The sequence below is a fragment of the Thiothrix litoralis genome, assembly GCF_017901135.1.
Taxonomy (GTDB): Bacteria; Pseudomonadota; Gammaproteobacteria; order Thiotrichales; family Thiotrichaceae; genus Thiothrix; species Thiothrix litoralis.
The window spans coordinates 4,097,345-4,124,111 of record NZ_CP072801.1; the positions used below are offsets into that span (position 1 = coordinate 4,097,345).

The following is a 26,767-nucleotide window of genomic DNA, read 5'->3' on the forward strand; positions in this document are numbered from 1 at the left end:
GGGAGAAGCAAAATGAGTATGAGTGATCCTATCGCCGATATGCTGACCCGCATTCGTAACGGTCAAATGGCAACAAAGGCGAGCGTTAAATTTCCGTCTTCTAAACAGAAAACGGCGATTCTTGAAGTATTACAGAGCGAAGGTTATGTCGCTGAGTTTGCAACCGACGCAGTCGAAGGCAAGCCTGTTACAACCGTTAAGCTGAAATATTTTCAAGGCAAGCCAGTTATCACCAAGGTGAAACGTATTAGCCGTCCCGGTTTGCGTATTTTCCGTGGTGCAGATGAGCTGCCAACTGTCATGGGTGGTTACGGTATTTCTATCGTTTCCACATCCAAAGGCGTCATGAGTGGTCGCGTAGCCAAGGCTTCTGGTCAGGGCGGCGAAGTCATTTGCACAGTTGAATAAAGGCGGGCCTTGAAATGTCTAGAATTGCAAAGAAAGCGCTGACTGTGCCAAAAGGCGTAGAAGTCAGCATTAGCGGCCAAAGCCTGAAAGTCAAAGGAAGCAAGGGCTCTTTTGATTTCGCAGTGCATGATGCTGTAGAAGTTTCACAAGAAGACAATGTACTGAAGTTCAAATCCAAGCGTGACGGCGATACTGCTGGTTGGGCATTGGCAGGTACTACACGTGCATTGGCAAACAACATGGTTATTGGCGTTAGCCAAGGCTTTGAGAAAAAATTGCAATTGGTTGGGGTTGGTTATCGTGCCCAAGCCCAAGGCAATAAATTGAATCTCAGCTTGGGTTTTTCCCACCCTGTTGTACACGATATGCCTGAAGGCGTTACGGTCGAAACCCCTAGTCAGACAGAAATTCTGATCCGTGGTAGCGATAAGCAGAAAGTTGGTCAAGTTGCAGCAGAAGTTCGTGCATACCGTCCACCAGAGCCTTATAAAGGTAAGGGTGTGAAGTATTCAGACGAAGTTATTCTGCGCAAAGAGACCAAGAAGAAGAAGTAAGGTGAACTAAAGATGGACAAGAAAACATCCCGCATCCGTCGTGGTAAGCGTAGCCGCATGAAAATGCGTGAGTTGCGTGTTAACCGTCTGAGTATTCACCGTACTTCTCTGCATATCTATGCACAAGTGGTGACTTCTGATGGTTCTCAAGTACTGGCTTCAGCTTCCACGCTGGATAAAGACCTGAAAGCAGGTCTTGATTACACCGGCAACGTAGCTGCTGCTATCGCCGTAGGTAAGTTGGTTGCCGAGCGTGCATTGGCAAAAGGTATTGACGCGGTTGCTTTTGATCGCTCTGGTTTTAAATATCATGGTCGCATCAAGGCGCTGGCAGATAGCGCTCGTGAAGCCGGTCTGAAATTCTAAGGATTTATCATGGCGAAGGCAGAACATACATCAACACCCTCCGACGGTTTGCAAGAAAAGTTGGTTAAAGTTAACCGCGTTGCGAAGACAGTTAAGGGTGGTCGTATCATGAGTTTCACTGCGTTGACCGTAGTGGGTGATGGTAATGGTCGAGTTGGTTTTGGTTACGGTAAAGCACGTGAAGTGCCTGCTGCTATCCAGAAGGCAATGGATCAGGCTCGTCGCAACATGGTGACAGTTTCTTTGGTAGATGGTACGTTACAGTATCCTATCAAATATGAACAAGGTGCAGCACGTATCTACATGCAGCCCGCTTCCGAAGGTACAGGCGTTATCGCTGGTGGTGCGATGCGTGCGGTTTTGGAGGTTGCGGGAGTGCGTAATGTACTTTCCAAATGCCAAGGAACACGTAATGCTGGTAATGTGGTGCGTACCACTATCGCTGCACTGGGTTCAATGCAATCACCTGAGATGATTGCTGCGAAACGTGGCAAAGCTATTACGGACATTAAGGGGTAATACAATGACTACCGCGAAACAACTCAAAGTGACGTTATACCGCAGTCTGAATGGTCGCTTGAAAGCGCATCAGCAGTGTGCGCGTGGTCTTGGTATTCGTAAGATTCACAATTCTGTTACTGTGATTGATACCCCTGAAAACCGTGGCATGATCAACAAGATTTCCTACATGCTCAAGGTTGAGGAAGCTTAAAATGAAATTAAATACGCTACAACCTGAATTAGGTAGCCGCCCTGAGCGCACCCGTGTAGGCCGTGGTATCGGTTCTGGTTTGGGTAAAACCGCTGGTCGTGGTCATAAAGGTCAAAAGTCCCGTAAAGGTGGTTTCCATCACCGTAAAGGCTTTGAGGGTGGTCAGATGCCTATGCATCGTCGTCTGCCTAAGTTTGGCTTTACTTCACGTATTGGTCAGCGCACCGCTGAAGTTCGTTTGAACGAGCTGGCTCTGGTTGAAGGTGATGTGATTGATCTGGCAGGGCTGATAGCGGCTAATGTGGTTGATGCTCGTACTTTGCAAGCCAAAATTATTCTCTCTGGTGAAGTAGCGAAAGCTGTCACTGTGAAGGGTGTTGGGGTTACCAAAGGCGCACGTGCAGCAATCGAAGCCGCAGGCGGCAAAATCGAAGAATAACGGATAAAAAATATGCGCAAGAACCCTACAGGTTCCCTAGGGGGCTTTGGAAACATGGTCGAAATTCGCCAGCGGTTGGTCTTTGTCCTGCTGGCGTTGATCGTTTACCGTATCGGTACCTATATTCCTGTTCCTGGTGTAAACCCTGCGGCCATGGCGCAATTTTTTGATCAGAATAACGGTACTATCCTCGGTGTTTTTAATATGTTTTCAGGCGGTGCATTGCAGCGTTTGAGCGTATTTGCATTAGGGATTATGCCGTATATCTCGGCTTCCATCATTATGCAGTTGATGGCAACGGTTGTTCCGGCATTGGAGCAGATCAAGAAAGAAGGTGAGTCAGGGCGTCGTAAGATTACGCAGTACACACGTTACGGTACTGTTGTATTGGCTCTGTTCCAAAGTTTTGGTGTAGCAATTGCTTTGGGTGGTACTGATGTTGGCAATGGTCAGACAATTGCGCTGAATCCGGGGCTAGGCTTCACTATTACTACGGTTGTTACCTTGGTGACAGGTACACTTTTTCTGATGTGGTTGGGGGAGCAGATTACCGAGCGTGGTATTGGTAATGGTATTTCCCTGATCATCTTCGCGGGTATTGTGGCGGGCTTGCCTGCTGCTATCGGCGGAACATTGGAATTGGTAAATACCGGCGAGTTGCACTCCCTGTTTGTTATTGGTTTGTTGTTATTGGTATTGGCTGTTACCGCATTGGTCATTTTTGTTGAACGTGGTCAGCGCCGAATTACGGTTAATTATGCCAACCGTCAGCAAGGCCGCAAGATGATGATGGGACAGTCCAGTCATTTGCCATTGAAGTTGAATATGGCAGGGGTTATCCCACCTATTTTTGCTTCCAGTATTATTTTGTTCCCGGCAACGCTGGGGCAGTGGTTGGGAAACACCTCTGGTATGGGTTGGTTGAAAGGTTTCTTCGATATGTTGAAGCCCGGTGAGCCTGTTTATGTGTTACTCTACGCCACTGCAATTGTATTCTTTTGTTTCTTCTATACTGCGTTGGTTTTTAACTCGCGTGAGACAGCAGATAACTTGAAGAAAGCAGGTGCTTTTGTTCCTGGTATTAGACCCGGTGAGCAAACATCTAAATATATTGATGGTGTCATGACCCGTTTGACAGCGGTTGGTGCCATCTACATTACATTGGTCTGTCTGCTGCCTGAATTTTTGATTCTGGTCTGGAAAGTGCCCTTCTACTTTGGGGGTACTTCGCTGCTGATCATCGTGGTTGTTGTCATGGACTTCCTGTCACAATTGCAGGCACATATGATGTCACACCAATACGAAGGTCTGATGAAAAAGGCCAATTTCAAAGCGCAGACACGCCCCGGCACTGTGCGCTGATCTGATTACTTTCGAGAGGTTTTTATCATGAAGGTTCGAGCTTCAGTTAAAAAATTGTGCCGTAACTGCCGGGTCGTCCGCAGAAACGGTGTGGTTCGTGTTATCTGTTCTTCTGACCCGCGCCACAAGCAGCGTCAAGGTTGAGAGCCGATTTAGGTTGATAATTAAAAGGGGTTCTGGCACAATCGCCCGTTTTCCCGGTAGTCTGGAGAGATTTTAATGGCTCGTATTGCGGGTATCAATCTTCCTGTCAATAAGCACGTAGTGATCGGTCTTACCGCCATTTATGGCGTTGGTCGTCCACGTGCTGCTGACATTTGTAAGGATGCGGATGTTGTGCCAAGCACTAAAATCCGTGATCTGAGTGAAGAACAAGTTGAACGCCTTCGTCTTGAAGTAGGCAAACTCATGGTTGAGGGCGATTTGCGTCGTGAAGTCTCCATGGCCATCAAACGTTTGATGGATATGGGGTGCTATCGTGGCATTCGCCATAGACGCGGCCTGCCTATGCGCGGTCAGCGTACCAAGACCAATGCACGCACCCGTAAGGGTCCGCGTCGTCCTATTCGCAAATAATATATAGATTGCAGGTAGAGTAAGTAATGGCAAGACAGCCTAGAAAAGGTGCAACTGTTAACCTTCGTAAGAAGGTCAAGAAAACTGTCACTGACGGTGTTGCACACGTCCATGCATCATTCAACAACACAATTGTGACTATCACTGACCGCCAAGGCAATGCGCTGGCTTGGGCTACCTCTGGTGGTTCTGGTTTCCGTGGTTCACGTAAAAGTACCCCGTTCGCTGCACAGGTTGCTGCTGAGCGTGCTGGTAATGCAGCGAAAGATTATGGCCTAAAAAACCTTGACGTTGAAGTTAAAGGTCCTGGTCCTGGTCGTGAGTCCGCTGTACGTGCCCTGAACAGCGTTGGCTTCAGGATTAATAGCATTGTGGATGTAACGCCGATTCCCCACAACGGTTGCCGTCCACCTAAGAAACGTCGTGTGTAGGAGATAGTCATGGCACGTTATATTGGCCCTACCTGCAAACTAAGCAGACGCGAAGGTACTGACCTTTTTCTGAAAAGTCGCAGTGTATCCCTCGAAAAGAAATGTAAACTGGATAAAGTTCCCGGTCAGCATGGCGAAAACAAAGCTCGCTTATCTGATTACGGTGTTCAGTTGCGTGAAAAGCAGAAAGTTCGCCGTATCTATGGTGTGCTGGAACGTCAATTCAGTAATTATTTTAAGGAAGCGGCACGTCGTAAAGGTTCTACAGGCGAAAACCTGTTGAAACTTCTGGAATGTCGTCTGGATAACGTCGTTTATCGTATGGGTTATGGTTCTACCCGTGCTGAATCCCGCCAGCTGGTTAGCCACAAAGCTATTACAGTTAATGGGCAGTCGGTAAATATCCCGTCTTATCAGGTTAAATCTGGTGACGTCGTAGCCGTTCGTGAAAAGTCTAAAAAGCAAACACGTATACAGGATTCTGTTGCTGTTGCTGACCAACTTGGCCTCCCGTCATGGGTGGAAGTTGATGTAAAGGGACTGTCAGGTACTTTTAAATCAGTACCGGATCGTAGCGATCTGCCAGCCGAAATTAATGAATCATTGATCGTGGAATTGTACTCCAAGTAATCATTGATCAGGTTCGAGAGGAAAAGTATGACCTCGAAAACAACAGAATTACTGAAACCGCGTAATGTTCATGTGCAAGAGACAGGTTTAAACACCTATCGCATCACACTGGAACCTTTAGAGCGTGGTTTTGGGCACACACTGGGTAATGCTCTGCGTCGCATTTTACTGTCCTCTATTCCGGGCAGTGCAGTGACAGAAGTGCAGATCACTGGTGTGGTACATGAATACACCAGTATCGAAGGTGTGCAAGAAGACGTAGTTGAGATTCTCTTGAATCTCAAAAATCTGGCGATTCGTCTCAATGCCCGTGATGAAGCGACCCTGACCCTTAAGAAAAAAGGTAAAGGCGTTGTAACAGCGGCGGACATTGAACGTGATCATGATGTTGAGATCATTAACCCGGATCATGTTATTGCGCACATCACCAAGGACGACACTGAGCTGGAAATGAGCCTGACGATCACTCGTGGTCGTGGCTATCAACCAGCTTCTGTACGCCGTGGCCCTGATTCACCGGAACTGCCATTAGGCACTCTGGTGTTAGATGCCAGTTATAGCCCAATCACGCGCGTTGCTTACAACGTAGACAGCGCCCGTGTTGAGCAGCGTACCGATATGGACAAGCTGGTGCTGGAAATTCAGACTAATGGTTCCGTTAATGCGGAAGAATCTATTGGTATGGCAGCACAGATTCTGCAACAGCAATTGGCTGTGTTCTTTGATCTGCGTATTGAAGAGCCTGTCCGCCGTGAAGAATCTCAACCAGAAATTGACCCGATTCTGTTGCGTCCGGTTGATGATCTGGAACTGACTGTACGTTCAGCCAACTGCTTGAAAGCAGAGAACCTGTTCTACATCGGTGATCTTGTGCAACGTACTGAGACTGAATTGCTGAAGACACCAAATCTGGGCAAGAAGTCCTTAACTGAAATTAAAGATGTGCTGGCACAGCATGGTCTGACACTGGGTGCTAAGTTGGATAACTGGCCACCAGCGGGTCTTGATCACCGTGACAGCAAAGTGGCTTAACCACGGGTTTTGAAGGATATAGAAGATGCGTCACCGTAATACTGGTCGTCAATTAAGCCGCGATAGCAGCGCCCGTAAAGCCCTGCTGCAAGCTTTGACAAACTCACTGCTTCGTCACGAGACGATCAAAACAACTCTACCAAAGGCGAAAGAATTGCGCCGTGTAGCAGAGCCACTGATCACTCGTGCTAAAGAAGATTCTGTACACAACCGCCGTATCGCTTTCTCACGTTTGCGTGACAAAGAAGTGGTTGGCAAACTGTTCAACGACCTTGGGCCACGTTTTAAAGAACGCCAAGGTGGTTATCTGCGTATCATTAAGTGCGGTTTCCGTGCTGGTGACAATGCGCCGATGGCTTATGTTGCACTGGTTGATGAGGCAGATGCTGCACAAGCTGCAGCAGAGTAAGCAAACGCTTCATGCTTCCTGAAAGGCCGACTTCGTTCGGCCTTTTTGCGTTTCTTTTATTCAGGGGATAGTATGGAAAACAACCCACAAGTCGTCACTGCTGACAGTGCGCGTAAAACTGCAAAGTTCTTTTATTACGGTAATCTTCTCTCTGTACTGATTCCTTTTCCAATCTTTATTCTGTGGTTTGGCGCAGGAATACTCGTGTATGCCATGCTTCGCCACCACCCAAACCCACGGGTAGGCTATTATACTCAGATAGCCACTTACCATTATTACGGTTTGGCCGGTGGTCTAGTTCCTATATTGACGTTTGCTCCTGGTGACTTTTTTGCGAACTGGTGGTGGGCGTTATGGATTGTTTGCGTCGTGATACTCGTTCCGCTGTCTATTCGCGAGTTGCTGCGAATTAACCGTGAAACATGGCACGATACTGTTAAGTCTCACTGAGGAGTGGACAATGTCTGAATTACGTCATGATTGGCGCATCGAAGAAATCAATGCCTTACTGGCAACGCCGTTCAGTGATTTGATGTTCAAAGCGCACGAGGTTCATCGGGAAAATTTTCCAAGTAATCAAGTGCAAGTTAGTACCCTGTTGAGTATTAAAACAGGCGCTTGCCCAGAAGATTGTGGGTATTGTTCTCAAAGTGCCACCAATGACACATCGCTTGAACGAGAGCGCCTGTTGCCCTTACAGGAAGTCATCGATTCAGCCAAAACTGCGCAAGCAAATGGTGCTACCCGCTTCTGTATGGGGGCTGCATGGCGTAACCCAACTGACAAGAACCTTGAGCGTGTGATTGACATGGTTCAGGCTGTCAAAGGCATGGGGCTGGAAACCTGTGTTACTTTGGGAATGCTTACGGATAGGCAGGCAGGTCGCCTTAAGGATGCAGGGTTAGATTATTACAACCATAATCTTGATACCTCACCTGAGTTCTACGGTAGCGTGATATCCACCCGTACTTTTCAGGATCGTTTGGATACGCTAGAGCACGTGCGTAATGCAGGTATCAACGTTTGTTCGGGTGGCATTCTAGGTATGGGTGAAACGCGTTTAGACCGTGCCCGTTTATTGCAGCAATTGGCGAATATGAAATTCCATCCTGAATCCGTGCCGATCAATGATCTGGTCAAGATTAAGGGAACGCCATTGGCGGGCGTAGACAAGCTTGACCCGTTTGAGTTTATCCGCACCGTAGCCGCAGCGCGGATTATGATGCCTAAATCTTACGTGCGCCTCTCGGCAGGTCGTAATGATATGACCGACGAAATGCAGGCATGGTGTTTCTTTGCAGGCGCCAATTCTATTTTTTATGGCGAAAAACTGCTAACAACTGAAAATCCCGCTGAAAGTCACGACCAGCAACTGTTCACCCGATTGGGAATTGTGGCTGAAGCCGGAAAAGCTGGCAGCACCCACCTGTAAGGAGTAGGGCATCATGCATTACCCACAACCCTATGATGTCATCGTTATCGGCGGCGGACACGCCGGAACCGAGGCGGCTTTGGCGGCGGCACGGATGGGGCAGCGTACCCTGTTGTTGACCCACAATATCGAAACCATTGGCGCGATGAGCTGCAATCCCGCTATCGGCGGCATTGGCAAAGGCCATTTGGTCAAGGAAGTCGACGCGCTGGGCGGCGCAATGGCGCACGCCGCCGACCGGGGTGGTATCCAGTTCCGCACCCTCAATTCCAGCAAAGGTGCGGCGGTGCGTGCAACCCGTGCACAGGCCGACCGGGTACGTTACAAGGCGGCGATTCGTACCATCGTTGAGAACCAGCCTAATCTGCACATGTTCCAGCAAGCGGTCGATGATTTGCTGGTGGAAGGCGATACCGTCGTCGGGGTGCGAACCCAAATGGGCTTGAGCTTTACAGCGCGTGCGGTAGTGCTGACATCGGGGACGTTTCTTGCGGGTAAAATTCACATTGGCTTGAGCAACCATGCGGGAGGTCGGGCAGGTGATCCGCCTTCGATGGCGCTGGCGGAACGCTTGCGTGAACTGCCGTTTCGTGTGGATCGTCTGAAAACAGGCACACCGCCGCGTATTGATGCCCGTAGCATCGACTTCAGCAAGCTCGAAGAGCAGCCAGGTGATACGCCGACCCCAGTATTTTCCTTTTTGGGCAACGTGGCTGAGCACCCGCCGCAAGTTTCTTGCCACATCACCTATACCAATCCCCAGACGCACGACATCATCCGCAGCGGACTGGATCGTTCGCCGATGTACACCGGCGTGATTGAAGGCATAGGCCCGCGTTACTGTCCGTCGATTGAAGACAAAGTAGTGCGTTTTGCCGATAAGGATCGTCACCAGATTTTCATCGAGCCGGAAGGGCTGGATACTCACGAAGTGTACCCTAACGGTATTTCCACCAGTTTGCCGTTTGACGTGCAGTATGCATTGGTTCGCTCAATGGCTGGTTTGGAAAATGCGCATATTACCCGCCCCGGTTATGCTATCGAATACGACTTCTTCGACCCGCGTGACCTGAAGCCGACGCTGGAAACCAAAGCGATGCACGGCCTGTTTTTTGCCGGGCAAATCAATGGTACGACTGGCTACGAAGAAGCCGCTGCGCAAGGCTTGCTAGCGGGTTTGAATGCCGGGTTGTACGCGCAGGAAAAAGACGGTTGGTCGCCGCGTCGTGATCAGGCTTACCTCGGTGTATTGGTGGACGATTTGATTACCTTGGGCACGAAAGAACCGTATCGCATGTTCACCAGTCGCGCCGAGCACCGTTTATTGTTGCGTGAAGACAATGCCGATCTGCGTTTGACTGAACAGGGTAGGGCGCTGGGCTTGGTGGATGACACCCGCTGGGCGGCCTTCTGCGAAAAACGCGAAGCTATCGAGCTGGAACAGCAACGTTTGCGCTCCACAGTATTACAACCGAACGCTGTTAGTGCGGAAGACAGCCAGCGTGTGTTTGGTGATGTTTTATCGCGGGATTACAAGCTGCATGACTTGTTACGTCGTCCGAATGTCACTTACGCAGATTTAACAGGCTTGCCTGCCGTGGGGAGTCCGGTGACGGATGAAAAAGTGGCAGAGCAGGTCGAAATCCAGTGCAAATACGCCGGTTACATCGAGCGTCAGCAAGGTGAAATCGACAAACAGCGCCGCCATGAGGAAACCCGCTTGCCGGATTGGCTGGATTACGCACAGGTACGCGGTTTATCCAACGAAGTCCGCCAGAAATTGCAGAGCCAACGCCCAGTTACTATTGGTCAGGCTGCCCGCACGCCGGGAATTACACCAGCCGCCATTTCATTGTTATTGGTTCACTTGAAAAAGGCTGGTTAAGGTATGGATGCGCATGAAACACAGTTACTTAACCGTTACCTGCAACTGCTGCAACGCTGGAACAAGGTCTACAACCTGACCGCTGTGCGTGATCCGGCTGAAATGCAATCTTTGCACATTGCTGACAGCATCAGTGTTGCGCCCTATTTGCGTGGGGAAACCTGTCTTGACGTGGGCAGTGGTGCTGGCTTGCCGGGGATTCCACTGGCTATTCTCCAGCCTGAACGTCATTTCACCCTGCTGGATACCAATGGCAAAAAGACCCGATTTATACAGCAAGCGGTGCTGGAGTTGGGTTTGAAGAACGTTACGGTGATTCAGACACGGGTGGAAAGCTGGCAGCCTGCTGGGCATTTTGACGCGATTATTAGCCGTGCCTTTGCCTCGCTCCGGGATTTTGTGACCTTTACCGGAAAACATGCCGGTGAAAATGGTATCCTCTATGCGATGAAGGGGCGCTACCCCGCCAGCGAACTGGCAGAACTCCCTGCCGGTTGGCGAGTCACGGCGCAGTACCCCTTGCATGTACCCGGCCTGGATGCAGAACGGCATCTCTTGGAATTACAACGAGACTAAACCCATGACGCAAGTTATCGCCATCGCCAACCAAAAAGGAGGCGTTGGTAAAACCACGACCACGGTTAATTTGGCAGCTTCTCTCGCCGCGATGAAGCGTCGGGTTTTGCTGGTGGATATGGATCCTCAAGGTAATGCCACTACGGGTGTTGGTTTAGAGAAGCATGGTCAAGCGGTGACACTGACGGATGTTCTGTTGGGAGATGCACAGGCCGCTGATATTTTGGAAGAATTGCCTAATAGCTTGCTCCACGTGCTACCAGGTTCGCCGGATGTCACCATCGCAGAGGTGAAGCTGATGAGTTGCGAGCGTCGCGAATACCATTTGCGCGATGCGCTAGCGCCGTTACTTGATGACTATGACTACATTTTGATCGACTGCCCACCCTCGCTCAACATGCTGACGGTGAACGCCTTGGTGGCAGCCGATGGTGTGATCATCCCGATGCAATGTGAGTACTATGCGCTAGAAGGTTTGAGTGCATTAGTGGGCACGATTGAACGCATTACGCAAACCGCGAATCCGCCATTGAAGGTCATGGGCTTGGTGCGCACCATGTACGACCCACGCAGCAATTTGGCGCGGGATGTTTCCGAACAGATCCAGGCATTCTTCAGGAACAAGGTTTACAATACGGCTATTCCCCGCAATATTCGTTTGGCAGAAGCACCCAGTCATGGTTTGTCTGCGCTTGAATACGATAAGGGTTCGCGTGGTGCACTGGCATACTTGGCTTTGGCTGCTGAAATGCTACGTAAGGATGGAGCCATCATTGCCTCGGATGGAGCGGAAGCATGGTGAAGAAACCGGCCTTGGGTCGTGGCCTCGACATGTTATTGAGTTCGGTGCGGGGTGAGGGCGAGCAGGCCGATGATACCGTATTGAAAACATTGCCGGTGGAACGTATCCGCCCCGGTCAGTACCAGCCGCGTACCCGTATGGATCCCGATGCCTTGCAGGAACTCGCCGATTCCATCAAGGCACAAGGCTTGGTGCAGCCTGTAGTGGTGCGCAAACTCGGTGGTGGTGAATACGAGCTGATTGCGGGTGAACGCCGCTGGCGTGCTTCACAGTTGGCTGGTTTGCATGAAATTCCCGCCGTGGTGCGTGAAATTCCTGATCAGGCTGCTGCGGCGATGTCCCTGATCGAAAATATCCAGCGCGAAGACCTCAATGCATTGGAAGAAGCGGGTGCTTTGCGTCGCCTGATTGATGAGTTTGGCCTGACCCACCAACAAACGGCTGAAGCAGTAGGGCGTTCCCGTGCAGCGGTCACCAATCTGTTACGCTTGCTGGACTTGCAGGCTGAAACCAAAGCGCTGGTGGATGCTGGGCAACTTGAAATGGGCCATGCGCGAGCCTTACTGGCCTTGCAGGGGCGGCAACAGGTCGATATTGCCGAAAAAGTTGCCCAACGGCAGATGTCCGTGCGCGAAACCGAGCGCTGGGTCAAAAACATACAGGAAGCAGGGCAGAAGCCTGCTACCGAATTCAAGCCACCCCCTGATGTGGTGAAGCTAGAACAAACCCTTGCGGACACCCTCGGTGCTAAAGTAGCCATCCGTTATAACCGTACCGGCAAGGGTAAATTGGTCATTGAATACAATAGTTTGGATGAGCTTGACGGTATTCTTGGTCATATTCAGTAAATTTTATGCTCAAGGTGTTGCTGCGAGGGAAGAATCGCTGCATAATACGCGCCTTGTTTTTCGGATTGGTTTTTCGGGAGAATACCCTTGCCTAACATAGCTTCAGCTAAAAAACGTGTTCGCCAGAGCGAAGTAAGCCGTATGCACAATCGTCATATGCGTACACGTTTACGTACACAAATTAAAAATGTCCTGCACGCTATTGCTGCTGGTGACCGTGAAGCTGCCCTGTCTGCTTATCAAGCGGCTGTGCCGGTAATTGATTCAATTGCTGACAAAGGCATCATTCACAAGAACAAAGCAGCACGCCATAAAAGCCGTCTGAACGCTCACATTAAAGCGTTGCAAGCCTGATCCAACGGATTGGTTTGATACGTTTTTCGAGGCCGGTTTTACGCAACCGGCCTTTCGTGTTTGTGTGGTGCTTATGCTGAAGGTTGGTCTGACAGGCGGCATCGGTTGTGGCAAGTCCACGGCAGTACGTCGTTTTCGGGAACTGGGTGTTCCTGTCATTGAGGCTGACCTGATAGCGCGTGAAGTGGTTGCCATCGGGCAGCCTGCTTTAGATGAAATCGTTGCCCTGTTTGGGTCGCACGCACTTCAGGATGACGGTGCGCTTAATCGTACTTGGTTACGCCAAACGGTTTTTAGCGACCCTTCACGCCTGCAACAACTCGAAGCTATCCTGCACCCCCGTATCCGCACCGAAATTCTCAACAGAATTGCCGCTTGCACGCACAGTGCCTACGTTATCGTTGACGTACCTTTGTTGTTTGAAAAGGACTATACTCAGCTCTTCCAACGTATTTTAGTGATTGACTGTTTGCCAGTTCAGCAGCGTACCCGTGTACAGATACGTGATGGCAGTGAAGATGCGGTAATCGAATCTATCATGCAGTCGCAAATAGGGCGTGAAGCGCGTTTGCAGCAAGCTGATGACGTTCTCAGCAATACCTCGTCAATTACTGATTTTTATGAAAAAATTGATAATCTAAATTTTGAATACGCAAAATTTTCAGATGCTTAGTTGCTTGTTCTATTAGCTTTTTGGTATAAAGACAATTCAATAGGGCTTGCAAAGTGTTTTATGATGATTTATGCACAACCGCTGAATGAAGACATCCGCCGAATTTCTGAGCCACACATGATTGGTTACGAACAACCGCTAAATGAAAAGATTCGTCTGTTTATGCGGCTAGAGCTGCTGACGGGGCGGTTCCTGTATCATATCTCGAAAAATCCACAACCTGAAGACACGGTTGCAGCACTGCATTTGCTGTTGGATTTGTATAATCTTTCTGCCCGCCTTGATGTCAAGAGTGAAATCCTCAAAGAAATTGACCGCATGGGGCAGTCTGCCCGCCTGTTAATGCGCCGGGAAGATGTCGATGCGACGCGTCTGGATGCGGTGTTGGAAAAACTCAACTACCACAGTGACCTGCTGTACCAACAGCGTGGGCAACTGGGGCAACACCTGAAAAATCATGTATTCTTTAATAGCTTGCGGCAGCGTTCCACCTTGCCGGGTGGCCTTAACGGTTTTGACATTCCGCTGTTCCATTATTGGCAGGAGCAGGCGATGCATGTGCGGGTCGAAGACTTGCGGGAATGGATCGAACCTTACGTGATAGCCAATGCAGCCGCTCGCGAACTGTTGAACATTGTGCGTGATTTTGGGGAACGTCAGGAAGAAGTCGCCAAGGAAGGGTTTTACCAATCCATGATGGAAGTGCGTAAGCCTTACCAGATGATGCGGGTGGAATTGCCGGATAACGTGGATTATTACCCGGAGATCAGTGCGGGCAAACAGCGCTTTACCCTGCGTTTTGTGAACGCGGACATGCTGGCTGAGCGCGGTAAGCAGAACCAGAAAGATGTGAATTTCACACTGGTGCTGTGTTCTTTCTAAGCCTATTCAGCCACTAAGGGCTTGATGGTATTACCGACAAGCGGGCTTTTAAGCCCGTTTGTCGTTTTTAGCGTTTGGGTTTAGCGTGGTAGGGTGTCCCAGATAGCCTGCTTGCTTGTTTCCGGCGCAGGTGTCGGTGCAGCAGGTGCTGTGATAACCGGCGTTGTTGGCGTAACAGGTTCCGTAGTTGCTGGTGGTGTGATTGCTGCTGGTGCCGGAACTGGAGCTGCGGTGGTGTTGGCGGGCATGATCGGGTCAACCACCAGGGTATCTTGCCGTAAGACAGTGCCATCATCATTTTGCACGGTTACTGTCCAGGTACCGGGCAGGTCTGGGGTAATGGTCTTGCTGGAATGTACCCGCCAACGTTGCCCGCCGACCGGGAATTGCAGCCCAAGTTGGAATGCACCGTCTTTTTCCCAGCGATGGGTAATGACGTGCCCTTGTAGGCCGACCAGTTCCGTAAAGTAATACACGGTTTGCCCAGCGCTGATCCTTGCCAATTGGCTATCCGGTTCACGGTCAGTGATCCCGGTGGTGAAGGCCGCACGTGCGACCTGTGGTGTCAGCGTTGGTGCTGGAGCTACAACGGGTAAGCTGTCTTCTGCCCACACGCTGTACGAAGCTAGCCCCATCATCAGCAGCAATGCGGTCGTTTTCAAGTTCATGTTCAACATGTTTGTGGTTCTCTGTAGAATTAGATAATTAGAATATTATGATATTCATAAGTGATAGTTTACTGTATTTTCTGAATGTTCTCCAAGAATGCTGTGTGTAGGCTTGCCCCTGATGGCAACTTAGGCTTTACTATCTTATTTGCACAATCAGGCAGGATTCAATATGCCGAAAAAACAGACTGAAACCAATGCGGCGACACAACCGGATTTCGAGACGGCGATGGCAGAGCTAGAAGGGCTGGTGCAGCGCATGGAAGGCGGCGAGTTATCGCTGGAAGATTCGCTCAAGGAGTTTGAGCGCGGGGTAAAGCTAACCCGCTTGTGTCAGGAAGCCCTCAAAGTGGCGGAACAGCGGGTTAAATTACTGAGCGCTGACGGTCAGGAGAGTGATTTTGCGCCGCAAGGAGATGCCTGATGCTGAATGTGCGTAACCGTTTACAAGCTTGGCAAGAGCGCATCGAGTCAGTGCTGGATGAGATCCTTCCACCGGCATCAACCCACCCCGCTAAGCTGCATGAAGCCTTGCGCTATTCGGTGCTGGATGGCGGCAAGCGGATGCGTCCGCTGCTGGTGTATGCGACCGGGGAAGCGTTAGGCATTGCGCCCGAGCATCTGGATGTGCAGGCCGCAGCGGTTGAGCTGATCCATGTGTATTCCTTGGTGCATGATGATTTGCCTGCGATGGATGATGATGATCTGCGTCGGGGCAAGCCGACCTGTCACAAGGCTTTCGATGAGCCAACTGCGATTTTAGTGGGGGATGCGTTACAGGCGTTGGCGTTCCAAATTTTGGCGGCACACCCCCGCATGACGGCTTCACCAGCACAACGCTTGCGCATGATTGAACAATTGGGGCAGGCGGCGGGTTCGCGTGGCATGGTGGGTGGTCAGGCGCTTGATCTGGCGGCAGTCGGACAGCAGTTGACAGAAATTGAGCTGGAAAACATGCACATCCACAAAACCGGGGCATTGATCCGTGCCAGTGTGCTGTTAGCGGCGTATAGTGTAGATGCTATTGATGTGGAGCGTTTGCAGCAACTGGATCACTTTGCCAAATGCATTGGTTTGGCGTTTCAGGTGCAGGACGATATTTTGGACGTGGAAAGTGATACCCAAACGCTGGGTAAAACCCGTGGAGCAGATGCCGCAGCGGGAAAACCCACGTACTCTTCCATCATTGGCCTGTCCGCTTCCAAGATGAAACTACAGGATTTGTATGACGAAGCTTTGAATGCTTTGGTATCCTTGGGGGATTCTGCTGACTCGTTGCGGTGTTGTGCCGAGTTTACGGTCAAGCGCATACGATAAATAAAAACAGGAAATAGGAAGAAATATGCCCGCCACAGTGCCACCTTTACGGTTGATGATTAGGGGTTAATTACGTGCTTGATACCATCCACTCTCCTGCCGATTTACGTCGTCTGGAACTTGAGGCGCTACCTGCGTTATGCGCTGAGTTGCGTGAATTTTTACTGAATTCGGTATCTACCGGGGGAGGCCACTTTTCATCAAATCTAGGAACGGTCGAGCTGACGGTGGCGCTGCATTATGCCTTCGAGACACCGCGTGACAAGTTGGTGTGGGATGTGGGGCATCAGGCTTACCCCCACAAGATCCTCACCGGGCGGCGTGAGCAGATGGATAGTATTCGCCAGAAAGATGGCCTGGCAGGTTTCCCCAAGCGCTCTGAAAGTGAGTACGACACGTTTGGGGTGGGGCATTCCAGCACTTCAATCAGTGCGGCGCTGGGTATGGCGTTGGCAGCACAGCATAAGGGCGAAGATTACGAGTCCATCGCGATTATCGGGGATGGTGCGATGACGGCGGGGATGGCGTATGAGGCATTGAATCACGCAGGTGATTTGGATGCCAACCTGATCGTCATCCTCAATGACAATGAAATGTCGATTTCGCCGAATGTGGGGGCATTACGCAAATACCTGACGCGCTTGCTGTCGGGGCGGATGTATTCGACCATGCGTGAAAGCGGCAAGAAGGCGCTATCGCACAGCAAATCCCTCTCCAAACTGGTGAAGCTCACCGAAGAACACATGAAAGGCATGGTATTGCCTGGCACGCTGTTCGAGGAAATGGGCTTCAAATATTACGGGCCGATCGACGGGCATGATGTGGAAGAGTTGGTGCATGTCCTGCACAACCTAAAAAACATCAAAGGGCCGCGCTTGTTGCACGTGCTGACCCAGAAAGGCAAGGGCTACGAGCCTGCGGAAGAAGACCCTTGTGCGTATCATGGCGTAACGCCGTTCAACCTGAAAACCGGGCTGGTGGCGAGTGCCAAGAAATCCACACCAACGTATACGCAAGTGTTTGGGCAGTGGCTGTGTGACATGGCAGAACAGGATGAGCGCTTGGTTGGTATTACACCCGCCATGCGCGAAGGTTCGGGGCTGGTGGCCTTTTCTGAGCGTTTTCCTAGCCGCTATTTTGATGTGGGCATTGCTGAACAGCACGCAGTGACACTGGCTGCCGGTTTGGCTTGTGATGGCGTTAAGCCGGTGGTGGCTATTTATTCCACGTTTCTGCAACGCGCTTATGATCAATTGCTGCACGATGTAGCGATCCAAAACCTGCCCGTGGTGTTTGCGATTGACCGCGCCGGGTTGGTGGGCGCGGATGGGCCGACGCATTCCGGTAATTACGATTTGTCATTCCTGCGCTGTGTGCCGAACATGGTGGTGATGGCACCGACCGAAGAAAATGAGTGCCGCCAGATGTTGTACACGGCCTTCCAGATGGATTGCCCGACAGCGGTGCGTTACCCGCGTGGCAAGGGTATTGGGGTAGAGCCACAAGCAGAGATGCAGGCGATACCGCTGGGTAAGGCGCTGAAACTGCGTGCTGGGCAGTCGGTAGCTATTCTGTTGTTTGGCTCGCTACTGGCTGAGGCACAAGCCGCCGCTGAGGAACTGGACGCAACGTTGGTGAATATGCGTTTCGTCAAGCCGCTGGATAAACTGATGATCCGGGAGTTGGCACAGTCACACGATTTGCTGGTAACGCTGGAAGACAATGCGGTCATGGGCGGGGCAGGCAGTGCGGTGAATGAATACCTGCACGAAGCGGGTCTGGCGGTGGAAGTCATGAATCTGGGTTTGCCGGACAGTTACATTGACCATGCGCAACGTGAGGATCAGCTTGCTGCTTGTGGGTTGGATGCACAAGGTATCGTGCAACGGGTCAATGCGGGGTATGGTGGGCGCATTCGGATTGGCGTAACGTTGTATCCTGTGCCACAATACGTGACAAAATGATGTGTCAGGAATCGACTATAATCCTATGAAAAAGTTGGTTCCGTCTGTATTCCCCTAATTCCTGAGGAGTGGTTCATGAAATTTCTTGTTGGCTTTTTCAGCCTCGAATGGATGCGTGTTTTTGATTTCATTGCACCGTTAGTCATTCGCTTGTTTCTTGCCCCGATGTTCTGGGTCTCTGGTGTTAAGCACTTAGGGCTGTTTTCCAGTTCTGATTTCGCCTTTTATAACCCGTTGACGTGGTTGAATACCGAAGCGTTCCAGCAAAGTGTTGCAGCGCTGAACAATACAGTGTTTTCGGGTATGGGTGCTGAAACGCTGGTGATCTTGTTGGGTACTATCGAGGTTATTGCGGCTATCCTGTTAGTTTTGGGCTTGGGGGTTCGCTGGGTAGTATTAGCACTGATGTTTGTAGTGGTGGCACTGGGTTTGATAGCGATGGGCGATGCTGGTTTTGCCGACACCATGCAGCAACTGATGATGAGCCACGGTTACACCAACATGACCAATAACGTCACTGAAGTGTATCTGGCGTATTTTATCCTGCTGTTGGCATTGTTCTTTATGGGCGCGGGTCGCTGGTTCAGTCTGGACTGGTACATCTACCGCAATTTCATGACGCGTATTGATAGCAACACTGCCCATCACGATCCATTCGAGGTTGATGCGACAGATGAGCCGGGTATCAACAAGCTGTAAAAGTTAGCTTTTGCTCTGCTCTGAAAAAGGCTGCCAAATGGTAGCCTTTTTTGTTTCTGGGAAAGTCGTTGGCAAGCCTTAGCGGATTTCGCCGCGTTCGCGCATGGCTTTGACTTTCTGGTCATTGCGCTTCATCAGTTGCAGGGTCAGGTAAATTTTAGCCGGAATCGACAGGAACAGACCACCTGCAATCAACCCCGCCACCAGCGCAATGCCTTTGACGCCATGCCCGGTCACTATGTCGGTGAAGATGACCAAGCCAACCCCGGTAGCAGCAATGCTCAGACCCACGATGATTAGCCCGTACATCAGCCGGGTGAGTTGTTGTTCTTTCATGGAGCCTGCCTTTGTGTTGAGGTGTAAACCTCCCATTATCCAGTGGTGAATCCGCTAGTAATTGACCTTTATCAATAAAGCATTAGTTATAGCTAATATACGGACTTGTATCAAGAAGTACGCAGTAATAATAATGAGTGCACGATTTTTGATCAGGTTGCGCGGCAAACCCCATCCTTCAAGTCGGGGAGGATAGCGCGGGTGGCGAAGCCGCCCTATGTTCGGTAGTTTTGTCGGATAATCCGCGCAGTTTAACGCAGAATACCCACTCAAGCCGCTCTTTTTTAGCTACACTCCGAAGATGCAACGACACCAAGCCTTCAAATACGAACTCATGCCCAATGGTGAGACGCAGCGTCAACTACGCCGTTTTGCTGGGTCATGCCGCTTCGTTTACAACAAGGCATTAGCGTTGCAGCAAGCCAATCATGAAGCGGGTGAAAAATTCATCGGTTACGTCGCAATGGCCAAGCACCTGACCGCATGGCGCAACGGTGTGGAAACCCCGTGGCTGAAAGATGCCCCCGTTCATCCCCTACAACACGCCCTCAAAGACCTCGACAAAGCCTACCAAAACTTTTTCGCCAAACGTGCCGATTTCCCCCGCTTCAAGCGCAAAGGCAGCGGTGACAGTTTTCGTTACCCCGACCCCAAACAAATCAAGCTCGACTCAGGCAATAGCCGGATTTTTCTGCCAAAACTCGGCTGGATACGCTACCGCAACAGCCGCGATGTGTTGGGAGAACTACGCAATGTCACGGTTTCCAGCAAAGGCGGCCAATGGTTTGTCAGCATCCAAACCCAGCGCGAAGTGGAATTGCCAGCCACACCCGCGACCACTGCTATCGGTATTGACCTTGGGATAGCGCGTTTTGCGACGCTCTCCGATGGCACATGGATTGAATCGCGTAACAGCTTCAAGAGCAAACAAGCCAAACTCGCCAAATACCAACGGCGCATGGCGCACAAACAAAAGTTCAGCAACAACTGGAAAAAAGCGAAAGCCAACGTCCAAAAAATTCACACGCAAATCGCCAACGCCCGCCGCGATTTCCTGCACAAGGCGACGACCACGCTCAGCCAAAACCACGCGCTCGTGTTCATCGAAGATTTGCAGGTCGGTAATATGTCGAAGTCAGTGGCAGGCACGGCAGAAAACCCCGGCAAGAACGTTGCCCAGAAATCTGGCTTAAACAAAGCCATTCTCGACCAAGGCTGGGGTGAATTTCGACGGCAACTCGACTACAAGATGGCATGGAAAGGCGGCATGTTGTTCACTGTGCCACCGCATTACACCAGTCAGGAATGCCCCGAATGTCACCATGTAGCGGCGGACAATCGTCAGACGCAAGCGCGGTTTGTGTGTGTGCAATGCCATTACGAAAATAACGCCGATCATGTCGGCGCGATCAATGTTTTAGAGCGGGGATACCGCTTGTTAGCCTGTGGAGATGCGGCCTTAAGCCGCTCTGTGAAGCAGGAACCCACCGAAGTCAGTCAGCTATCTAGTGTCTGACCGAAAAAGCCTTCCTGCCGCCACGAGTGCCCAATTTTAGTCCATGCAGCCGTTTTCCCCGCCACCTTCTGGCAAGCACGAGGGTAAAACGCTGGGTTTCAAGGCATGGCTGGCAGCGCAGGCTTGCCTTCGGTGCAGGGGCTGCCCTGCCTTCCCGGCATTTTCCCTCATCGGTCGGCGTTGTGGGGTGGTTCAGGCGGCTTGGCGCTGTCGTCGGCGTTCATCCTTCTGCAAGGCCTCCAACGCCCTGGCCTGTAAAATGGCCCCGACCTTTTGCAGGTTCCTGCCCACCACCGCCAGTGCCACATAGCGCTTGAAGCGTTCCAGCCCCCGGTCGGGGCAATAGTCCAGCCCATGGACTTCCAGTGCGTTGATGCCGGATTCCACCGCTGAGTGCTGGCGTCTGGCCTGGACAAACGCCGGGTCGGTTTCACGGGCAGTGTCCGCCTGGCTCCAGCGGCCTTTTCGGCAACACCACCCGGTCGAGCAGTTCGGCCAGTTCGCGCTGGTTGGCCGGTGAGTGGAACCCCTTGTCAAAGCTGCACGCGCTCAGGGAGGGGAACAGCGCTTTGGCTTGCTTAACCATGGTCACGGCAATCTCACTGTCGGGGCAGTGTTGCATCACTTGGTGGTGGAGGATGAAGCCGTCAGCCGATTCCATCACGCACACGTTCAGGCCCAGCTCCACCGGCACACCGGCTTTGCCCTTGCTGAGCCATTCGCTGTAATCCTCGAAGAGGGAGAAGATCTTGTCGCCGTGGGGGATGGTTTCCCCGTCCAGCACCCGCCGCCGCACCAGGTCAACCTGATGCCACCCGTACCCCAGCCAGCGCTGGAGGTCGTTGCCCGACCGGCTGTCCAGCAGGCTGAGGGGCAGGTCAGCCACCGTTTCCTCCACTTTCGACAACAGCGCGGCGCACAGGCCCAGGTAGGTGTGGTGGGCGTCACGGATGGCCTGTTGCCGGGTGGCCTGCTTGTCCGGGTCTTGGGAGCTGGAGTGCTTGAGCTTCTGCGCATGACGGCAGGCTTTCTTCACCTGGCGGAGATTGTACTGCCATTGCCGCCAGCGGCTGTCGCCGTGCCCTTCACACCAATCGGCCACCGTGCGCACCGAACAACGCACCGCGTCGTACAACAGGTTGATGTCGGTCGGGTAGTGGATGTTGCTTTCCACCACGAAGGAGTCACAACGGGCGCTCAGCGGCGCGGCTTTTTTTTTAGCAGCTTGTGACCGGCCTCCACCACCAACTGGTTGATGCGTTGCAGGCTGGCTTCGTCCACCAGAGCGGCGTTGTCCTTGACCGTTTGCAGCTTGTACTCATCGTCATCATCCCAGAAACCATGCCCCAGCATCTGACGGATGCTGCGGTGCTGGTTCGCCATCTCCAGCAGCCGGTCATAGTCCCAGTTCAGGTTCACCCGCAATGTCGCCAGCACCAGCGCATTCCACAGATCCATGCCGGGGCGTCCACGGCTGGCGTCCACCTCCGCCGGAACCCGCTTTTCCAGCACCGCAAACACCGCCTCACGCAGTTCGTCTGTCACATAAATGTATTGCAGCCCTTGCAACACCTGCGGGATGTCGTCCCGCGAACGTGGGTTGAAGGTCAGCCTGCCGATGTCAGCGTGACCCAGGCGAAGTTGGCGGGCGATCACTTCACGCATCGTGTGTCTCCTGCGAAGTTTGGCGGATGGATGCCCTATTTTGCCCTATTTTGGGCGCTTTTGCAGCTTTCTGGCCTGCTTCCGGGAAATCTTAGGGCAAGGAAAACGGGCGTAGCATCTTGATCGGAAAAGGGTTTTAGGGTTTCCGGTCAGACACTATCTAGCTGAATGCAGTAGGAATCCCCTTCCTTTAGGGAGGGGAGGATGTCAAGCAATAACGTTGTGATTAAAAATGTACTTTTACTTGCAGTTCATTAGGCTTATCACTATATTAGTCAAATCTAATATTTATCGACTACGGGCTTTTGTGATGAAATGGCTAAAAAACTCAATGTTAGGCATGGTCTGGTGGGTGGTAATGACAGCCGCTTCCGCCGGGGCTGCTGACAACCCTGCTCACCCTAAATTGACCTTGGTCTATGACTCACCCTATGGGTTTGAGGAAACACTGGAGTCGCTGCGTAATACCATCCACGCCCATAACTTCCGGGTATTCCCCGACCGTTATCTGGAAGAGGGGCTGACGGACGAGTTTTCAGTCAATACCCGTCAGGTCAGCGTGCGCTTCTGTAATTTCAGTGATTTGTATGAAGCGCTGCAAATTGAGCCACAAGTGGGGGTGGTTTTGCCCTGCACGATTACCGTGATCGAAGGGGAGGATGGCCAAGTGCAACTGTTGACGGGTAACGTGCAGGCCATGTTGACTCTGTTTGATAACCCCAAACTGACCGCCGCTTTTCAGGATATGGAAGACAAGTATCAGGCGATTATTGATGAGGTGACACTATGAAGTTTATAACAGCCGGATTCTGGGGGGTATTGGCAACGTGGTTGCTGCTTGCCCCGGTTCATGCCGATGAAAAGTTGCTGACAGTTCGTTCCTCGCAAGCCTTTGACGCTGCGTTGGAGCAAGTGCAGGAAGTGTTGGAAAAGCATCACTTTGCGGTAGCGCATATCCAGAAATGTGACGGTGGTTTGCATGATATGGGCTACAGCACCGACAGTTACCGGATTGTGTTCTTTGGGCGTCTCGACGAGGTGCGGGCGTTGAGCAAGACGCACCCGGAATTAGTACCGTTGTTCCCGTTCAAACTGGCGGTTTACGCCGAAGGCAAGGATACCTTGTTTTCGATCCTGAACCCCACCGAGCTGGTGCCGTTGCTGGATGCCGATAAGGACTTGCAGCAACAGTTAAGCGCATGGGAAAAAGATTTCCGTGCCGTATTGGGTGAAATGCAGGCGGTGCAGGTCGCCCACGCCGATTAAGTGCCTTTTAGCCCGCTTAAGCGGTTGCGTTGTAGATGCGTAACTGCTGTCCCAACTTTTGTAGCAGTGCATCGCGTTGCTGCATGGCTTTTTCCTTGTGCAGCAGTTGTTGGTTGAGCTGCGCAATGATGGTGTCTTTCAGGTTAAGTACCTTGTCGCGTTGTTCCAGTTTTTGCTCAAAGCCGTGGCGTTCGGCCTCGCGTTGCTGATGTTGGCTGGTGATCGCCGCGAGGTTGTCGAGGTGCTGTAACAGGCTGGCTTCACGGGTGGCGTATTCATGCTCCAGTGCTTCCAGATGGGTTTCACGTTGCTGCATTTTTTGCAAGGCTTTGATGCGGTCGGCTTCCTGTTGCTGGTGTTCGGCATTCAGGGCGCTGAGTATCTGGTGTTGTTGCAGTAAGGCAGTTTCACGTTCGGCGAATTGACGTTCTTTGGCTACCAAGTGCTGTTCGCGTTCTGCCAACTGTGCTTCGCGCTGTTGCAGGGTCTGTTGGAAGGTTTCGCGTTCGGCTTCCTGTAATTGTTGCTTCTCGGTAAGTTCGCTGAGGGCGGCGAGGTGTTGCAAAAGCAAGGCTTCGCGGCTGGTGTGTTGCTGTTCGCGTTCGGTCAGTTGGGTTTCGCGGGCGTGCAGGTCGGTTTCACGCTCGACTAGCTGTTGTTCGCGTTCACTGAGTAGGCGACCTTGCCCCAGAACATGCTGGTCTTTGGCTTGCAGGGTTTTGTCGCGTTCGCCGAGTTGTTGGGCGATTTCCTGCTGTTGTTGCTCTTGCTGCTGGATAAGTTGGTCTTTTTCGAGCAGCAAGGTGTCTTTGTTGCTGATGAGGGTGGCGTATTCGCTGAGGTGCTTTTCCTTGTCGAGTAACAGGTTTTCCAGTTCGGTGACACGTAGGTGATGGGTGTCGATGTGTTGTTGTTGTGCTTGCAGGCGTTGGTCAAGGGCATTGATATGGGCTTGCAGCTCGCTGATCGACTGGTCACGGCTTTGGATTTCTTTGTCGCGTTCCTGGAGTTGCAGGAATTGCGCGGTGATTTGTTCATCGCGGCGTTGCAGGTTGCGTTCGCGTTCGTTGATGGTTTGATCGCGCACGGCAAGGTGCTGGTCTTTGGCGAGTGTCTGGTTGCCTTGCTGGATGAAGAGTTGTTCGCGTTCTTGTGCAAGGCTGTCTTTTTCGTGTAGGAGCCGGGTTTGTTCGGCCAGTTGCTCATTGCGCAGGCTGATCTGTTCAACTTTGCGGCGCACCAGGCTGTCACGCTGGTGGATTTGCTGATCTTTCTGGAGGATCAGGTCGTCACGGCGTTGTAATAAGCGGTCAAAGTCGCGCTGGCGCATATCGCGGTTCTGGATGTGTTGGTCGCGTTCTTTCAGGTGGCGGTCACGGTCGGAAAGCTGCCGGTTGCGCTCACTGATGACTTGTTCCTGGGTGTAGATGCGCTGTTGATGGTCGCGTATCCAGCGGTTGAGTTCGTCTAGCTGTTGGCTGAGTTCCTGAATGCTTTCGTCGCGTTTGCCGAGTTGCTTGTCGCGGTTGTCGATTTCGCGGTCACGTTTGCCGATGTGTTGGTCTTTTTCTTCCAGACGGCGGTTGCGGATGTGGATTTGGTCTTCACGTTCCAGAATGTACTTTTCTTTCTGGTTGGCGAGTTGTTCGATTTCGCGGGAACGGTTTCCCAGTTCGCGGATAATCTGGTCACGTTCCTGAATGACGGCTTCTTTTTGCTGGAGAGCAGTGTCACGTTGGGCAATCTGGTTATCGCGTTCCAGTGTATTGTTCTGGTTTTGTTGCAATAGGTGTTCTTTACGTTCCATGTGCTGGTCATGTTCCAGTAGCGATTGTTTCAGTGTTTCAATAAGTTTGTCTTTGCTTTGCGATAAGTGTTTGTTCTTCTCTGTTCATGGCTATTTTGTTCAGCTTGTCCATTTGTTCAGCTTGTCCATTTGTTCGCTGTTGTGGATGATAATGTGCTAAAAATAACGTGGCATGAATCAATGGTAATGTCAGGATAGGGCGAAAACCATACGGGGTATTAGCACTCTAAGTTTGAGAGTGCTAAGATTAGCAATAGAAGTATATTAGGAGACTACGCATGACCAACGCATTGATGCTTAGAGGGCAGACACTTCCGGTTCCTGTCGGGAATCTGGAAAGTTACATCCATGCTATCCATGCCATTCCTGTGCTGGACACGGAAGAAGAGCGTGGCTTGGCTGACCGTCTTAAATACGCAAGTGATCTGGAAGCAGCGCGTCAATTGATCCTGCACAACCTGCGCTTCGTGGTGAAGGTGGCTCGTGGTTACAGTGGCTATGGGCTGCCGCTGGGTGATCTGGTGCAAGAGGGTAACGTCGGTTTGATGAAAGCTGTCAAACGTTTTGACCCTGAAATGAATGTGCGGCTGATTTCTTTCGCTGTACACTGGATTCGTGCGGAAATCCACGAGTTCATCCTGCGCAACTGGAAGATCGTCAAAGTGGCGACCACCAAGGCGCAACGTAAATTATTCTTCAACCTGCGTAGCAGCAAAAAGCGGCTGGGCTGGTTGAATCACGAAGAAGCCGAGTCGATGGCTAGCGACTTGGGGGTTAGCACGGCTGAAGTGCTGGAAATGGAAAAGCGCATGAGCGCCCACGATGTCGCGTTTGATCTGGGTGTGGATCAGGATGACGACGATGCTAGCAGTTTCTCACCCAGCCAGTATCTGGCGGCTGAGTCGGCTGACCCATCCGAAAGGTTAGAAGCGGAAGAGTGGGATACGTATACCCGTGAACGTTTTCAGGATGCAATGGAAGGGCTGGATGCACGTAGCCGTGACATTCTTGCCAGTCGTTGGTTGGCGGAAGAGAAAGCCACCTTGCATGAGTTGGCAGACAAATACAGCGTATCTGCTGAGCGTATTCGCCAGTTGGAAAATGCTGCCATCAACAAACTGCGGCTAGCTGTTGCAGAAACAGCCTAAGGTGGAAGCC

33 protein-coding genes and 1 pseudogene are annotated in these 26,767 nt (G+C 51.5%); 30 read left to right on the forward strand and 4 right to left on the reverse strand.

Annotation, left to right across the window (positions count from 1 at the left end; genetic code table 11):
• Window positions 1-12: 12 nt before the first annotated feature.
• The 22 genes from rpsH to zapD all read left to right on the forward strand — a co-directional run bounded on the left by rpsH (window position 13) and on the right by zapD (window position 14,371).
• On the forward strand, window positions 13-408 hold the full coding sequence (gene rpsH / locus J9253_RS19855; protein ID WP_210222546.1) for a 30S ribosomal protein S8: 396 nt from the start codon (window positions 13-15) through the stop codon (window positions 406-408).
• Between the two features lie 14 nt (window positions 409-422).
• Window positions 423-962: a 50S ribosomal protein L6 gene (gene rplF / locus J9253_RS19860; protein ID WP_210222547.1), complete on the forward strand. Its 540-nt coding sequence runs from the start codon at window positions 423-425 to the stop codon at window positions 960-962.
• A 12-nt stretch (window positions 963-974) separates the two neighbouring features.
• Window positions 975-1,328 carry a 50S ribosomal protein L18 gene (gene rplR, locus J9253_RS19865; RefSeq protein ID WP_028489211.1) on the forward strand — a complete coding sequence of 118 codons (354 nt, stop codon included), beginning with the start codon at window positions 975-977 and terminating at the stop codon, window positions 1,326-1,328.
• Between the two features lie 9 nt (window positions 1,329-1,337).
• Window positions 1,338-1,847 carry a 30S ribosomal protein S5 gene (gene rpsE / locus J9253_RS19870; protein WP_210222548.1) on the forward strand — a complete coding sequence of 170 codons (510 nt, stop codon included), beginning with the start codon at window positions 1,338-1,340 and terminating at the stop codon, window positions 1,845-1,847.
• Between the two features lie 4 nt (window positions 1,848-1,851).
• On the forward strand, window positions 1,852-2,040 hold the full coding sequence (gene rpmD / locus J9253_RS19875) for a 50S ribosomal protein L30 (RefSeq protein ID WP_210222549.1): 189 nt from the start codon (window positions 1,852-1,854) through the stop codon (window positions 2,038-2,040).
• A gap of 1 nt (window position 2,041) precedes the next feature.
• Window positions 2,042-2,479: a 50S ribosomal protein L15 gene (gene rplO, locus J9253_RS19880; protein ID WP_210222550.1), complete on the forward strand. Its 438-nt coding sequence runs from the start codon at window positions 2,042-2,044 to the stop codon at window positions 2,477-2,479.
• Between the two features lie 12 nt (window positions 2,480-2,491).
• Entirely contained in the window at window positions 2,492-3,841 is a 1,350-nt protein-coding gene (gene secY, locus J9253_RS19885) for a preprotein translocase subunit SecY (RefSeq protein WP_210222551.1), read from the forward strand.
• A gap of 27 nt (window positions 3,842-3,868) precedes the next feature.
• Window positions 3,869-3,985: a 50S ribosomal protein L36 gene (gene rpmJ / locus J9253_RS19890; protein WP_084260420.1), complete on the forward strand. Its 117-nt coding sequence runs from the start codon at window positions 3,869-3,871 to the stop codon at window positions 3,983-3,985.
• A 75-nt stretch (window positions 3,986-4,060) separates the two neighbouring features.
• Entirely contained in the window at window positions 4,061-4,417 is a 357-nt protein-coding gene (gene rpsM, locus J9253_RS19895; protein WP_028489216.1) for a 30S ribosomal protein S13, read from the forward strand.
• A gap of 26 nt (window positions 4,418-4,443) precedes the next feature.
• A complete protein-coding gene (gene rpsK / locus J9253_RS19900; protein ID WP_028489217.1) occupies window positions 4,444-4,848 on the forward strand; it encodes a 30S ribosomal protein S11 in 405 nt (134 codons plus the stop codon).
• A gap of 9 nt (window positions 4,849-4,857) precedes the next feature.
• Window positions 4,858-5,478, forward strand: a complete 621-nt coding sequence (gene rpsD, locus J9253_RS19905) for a 30S ribosomal protein S4 (protein ID WP_028489218.1) — start codon at window positions 4,858-4,860, stop codon at window positions 5,476-5,478.
• 27 nt (window positions 5,479-5,505) lie between these two features.
• Window positions 5,506-6,510 (forward strand): DNA-directed RNA polymerase subunit alpha, encoded by a 1,005-nt coding sequence (locus J9253_RS19910; protein ID WP_210222552.1) that lies wholly within the window; start codon window positions 5,506-5,508, stop codon window positions 6,508-6,510.
• A 25-nt stretch (window positions 6,511-6,535) separates the two neighbouring features.
• Window positions 6,536-6,919 carry a 50S ribosomal protein L17 gene (gene rplQ, locus J9253_RS19915; RefSeq protein ID WP_093064501.1) on the forward strand — a complete coding sequence of 128 codons (384 nt, stop codon included), beginning with the start codon at window positions 6,536-6,538 and terminating at the stop codon, window positions 6,917-6,919.
• Window positions 6,920-6,991: 72 nt separating this feature from the next.
• Entirely contained in the window at window positions 6,992-7,369 is a 378-nt protein-coding gene (locus J9253_RS19920) for a hypothetical protein (protein ID WP_028489221.1), read from the forward strand.
• 10 nt (window positions 7,370-7,379) lie between these two features.
• Entirely contained in the window at window positions 7,380-8,351 is a 972-nt protein-coding gene (bioB, locus tag J9253_RS19925; RefSeq protein ID WP_210222553.1) for a biotin synthase BioB, read from the forward strand.
• Between the two features lie 13 nt (window positions 8,352-8,364).
• On the forward strand, window positions 8,365-10,236 hold the full coding sequence (gene mnmG, locus J9253_RS19930) for a tRNA uridine-5-carboxymethylaminomethyl(34) synthesis enzyme MnmG (RefSeq protein ID WP_210222554.1): 1,872 nt from the start codon (window positions 8,365-8,367) through the stop codon (window positions 10,234-10,236).
• A 3-nt stretch (window positions 10,237-10,239) separates the two neighbouring features.
• Window positions 10,240-10,812 carry a 16S rRNA (guanine(527)-N(7))-methyltransferase RsmG gene (rsmG, locus tag J9253_RS19935; RefSeq protein WP_210222555.1) on the forward strand — a complete coding sequence of 191 codons (573 nt, stop codon included), beginning with the start codon at window positions 10,240-10,242 and terminating at the stop codon, window positions 10,810-10,812.
• Between the two features lie 4 nt (window positions 10,813-10,816).
• Window positions 10,817-11,614, forward strand: a complete 798-nt coding sequence (locus tag J9253_RS19940) for a ParA family protein (RefSeq protein ID WP_210222556.1) — start codon at window positions 10,817-10,819, stop codon at window positions 11,612-11,614.
• The gene (locus tag J9253_RS19945) at window positions 11,608-12,462 is read left to right on the forward strand and encodes a ParB/RepB/Spo0J family partition protein (protein WP_210222557.1); all 855 of its coding nucleotides are present in this window, start codon (window positions 11,608-11,610) and stop codon (window positions 12,460-12,462) included. The genes J9253_RS19940 and J9253_RS19945 overlap by 7 nt, the downstream gene beginning before the upstream one ends.
• 87 nt (window positions 12,463-12,549) lie before the next feature.
• Window positions 12,550-12,816 (forward strand): 30S ribosomal protein S20, encoded by a 267-nt coding sequence (gene rpsT, locus J9253_RS19950; RefSeq protein WP_210222558.1) that lies wholly within the window; start codon window positions 12,550-12,552, stop codon window positions 12,814-12,816.
• A 73-nt stretch (window positions 12,817-12,889) separates the two neighbouring features.
• Window positions 12,890-13,489, forward strand: coding sequence for a dephospho-CoA kinase (gene coaE, locus J9253_RS19955; protein ID WP_210222559.1), 600 nt, complete (start codon window positions 12,890-12,892; stop codon window positions 13,487-13,489).
• Window positions 13,490-13,549: 60 nt separating this feature from the next.
• Window positions 13,550-14,371, forward strand: coding sequence for a cell division protein ZapD (gene zapD, locus J9253_RS19960; protein ID WP_210222560.1), 822 nt, complete (start codon window positions 13,550-13,552; stop codon window positions 14,369-14,371).
• Window positions 14,372-14,451: 80 nt separating this feature from the next.
• Here zapD and J9253_RS19965 read toward each other — a convergent pair whose 3' ends face one another.
• Window positions 14,452-15,048, reverse strand: coding sequence for a DUF2914 domain-containing protein (locus J9253_RS19965; protein WP_210222561.1), 597 nt, complete (start codon window positions 15,046-15,048; stop codon window positions 14,452-14,454).
• Window positions 15,049-15,211: 163 nt separating this feature from the next.
• On the opposite strand from J9253_RS19965, the gene J9253_RS19970 reads away from it, so the two are divergent.
• The 4 genes from J9253_RS19970 (at window position 15,212) to J9253_RS19985 (ending at window position 19,019) form a co-directional block, all read left to right on the forward strand.
• Entirely contained in the window at window positions 15,212-15,463 is a 252-nt protein-coding gene (locus tag J9253_RS19970; protein ID WP_210222562.1) for an exodeoxyribonuclease VII small subunit, read from the forward strand.
• A complete protein-coding gene (gene ispA, locus J9253_RS19975) occupies window positions 15,463-16,356 on the forward strand; it encodes a (2E,6E)-farnesyl diphosphate synthase (RefSeq protein WP_210222563.1) in 894 nt (297 codons plus the stop codon). The genes J9253_RS19970 and ispA overlap by 1 nt, the downstream gene beginning before the upstream one ends.
• 74 nt (window positions 16,357-16,430) lie before the next feature.
• Window positions 16,431-18,320 (forward strand): 1-deoxy-D-xylulose-5-phosphate synthase, encoded by a 1,890-nt coding sequence (dxs, locus tag J9253_RS19980; protein WP_210222564.1) that lies wholly within the window; start codon window positions 16,431-16,433, stop codon window positions 18,318-18,320.
• 75 nt (window positions 18,321-18,395) lie between these two features.
• Window positions 18,396-19,019, forward strand: coding sequence for a DoxX family protein (locus J9253_RS19985; protein ID WP_210222565.1), 624 nt, complete (start codon window positions 18,396-18,398; stop codon window positions 19,017-19,019).
• A 78-nt stretch (window positions 19,020-19,097) separates the two neighbouring features.
• On the opposite strand, the gene J9253_RS19990 is transcribed toward J9253_RS19985, so the two are convergent.
• Window positions 19,098-19,355: a hypothetical protein gene (locus tag J9253_RS19990; RefSeq protein ID WP_210222566.1), complete on the reverse strand. Its 258-nt coding sequence runs from the start codon at window positions 19,353-19,355 to the stop codon at window positions 19,098-19,100.
• A gap of 301 nt (window positions 19,356-19,656) precedes the next feature.
• Between J9253_RS19990 and J9253_RS19995 the strand changes: the two genes are divergently transcribed.
• Window positions 19,657-20,871, forward strand: a complete 1,215-nt coding sequence (locus J9253_RS19995; protein ID WP_210222567.1) for an RNA-guided endonuclease InsQ/TnpB family protein — start codon at window positions 19,657-19,659, stop codon at window positions 20,869-20,871.
• A 192-nt stretch (window positions 20,872-21,063) separates the two neighbouring features.
• Here the strand turns inward: J9253_RS19995 and J9253_RS20000 are convergent.
• A pseudogene (locus tag J9253_RS20000) lies at window positions 21,064-22,536 on the reverse strand (ISNCY family transposase).
• A 310-nt stretch (window positions 22,537-22,846) separates the two neighbouring features.
• On the opposite strand from J9253_RS20000, the gene J9253_RS20005 reads away from it, so the two are divergent.
• Together J9253_RS20005 and J9253_RS20010 are read left to right on the forward strand one after the other, a co-directional pair.
• Window positions 22,847-23,326, forward strand: coding sequence for a DUF302 domain-containing protein (locus J9253_RS20005; RefSeq protein WP_210222568.1), 480 nt, complete (start codon window positions 22,847-22,849; stop codon window positions 23,324-23,326).
• Window positions 23,323-23,802: a hypothetical protein gene (locus tag J9253_RS20010; RefSeq protein ID WP_210222569.1), complete on the forward strand. Its 480-nt coding sequence runs from the start codon at window positions 23,323-23,325 to the stop codon at window positions 23,800-23,802. Before J9253_RS20005 ends, J9253_RS20010 begins: the two co-directional genes overlap by 4 nt.
• Window positions 23,803-23,818: 16 nt before the next feature.
• On the opposite strand, the gene J9253_RS20015 is transcribed toward J9253_RS20010, so the two are convergent.
• Window positions 23,819-25,609, reverse strand: coding sequence for a coiled-coil domain-containing protein (locus J9253_RS20015; protein ID WP_210222570.1), 1,791 nt, complete (start codon window positions 25,607-25,609; stop codon window positions 23,819-23,821).
• A gap of 278 nt (window positions 25,610-25,887) precedes the next feature.
• Between J9253_RS20015 and rpoH the strand changes: the two genes are divergently transcribed.
• On the forward strand, window positions 25,888-26,757 hold the full coding sequence (rpoH, locus tag J9253_RS20020) for an RNA polymerase sigma factor RpoH (RefSeq protein ID WP_210222571.1): 870 nt from the start codon (window positions 25,888-25,890) through the stop codon (window positions 26,755-26,757).
• Window positions 26,758-26,767: the final 10 nt, after the last annotated feature.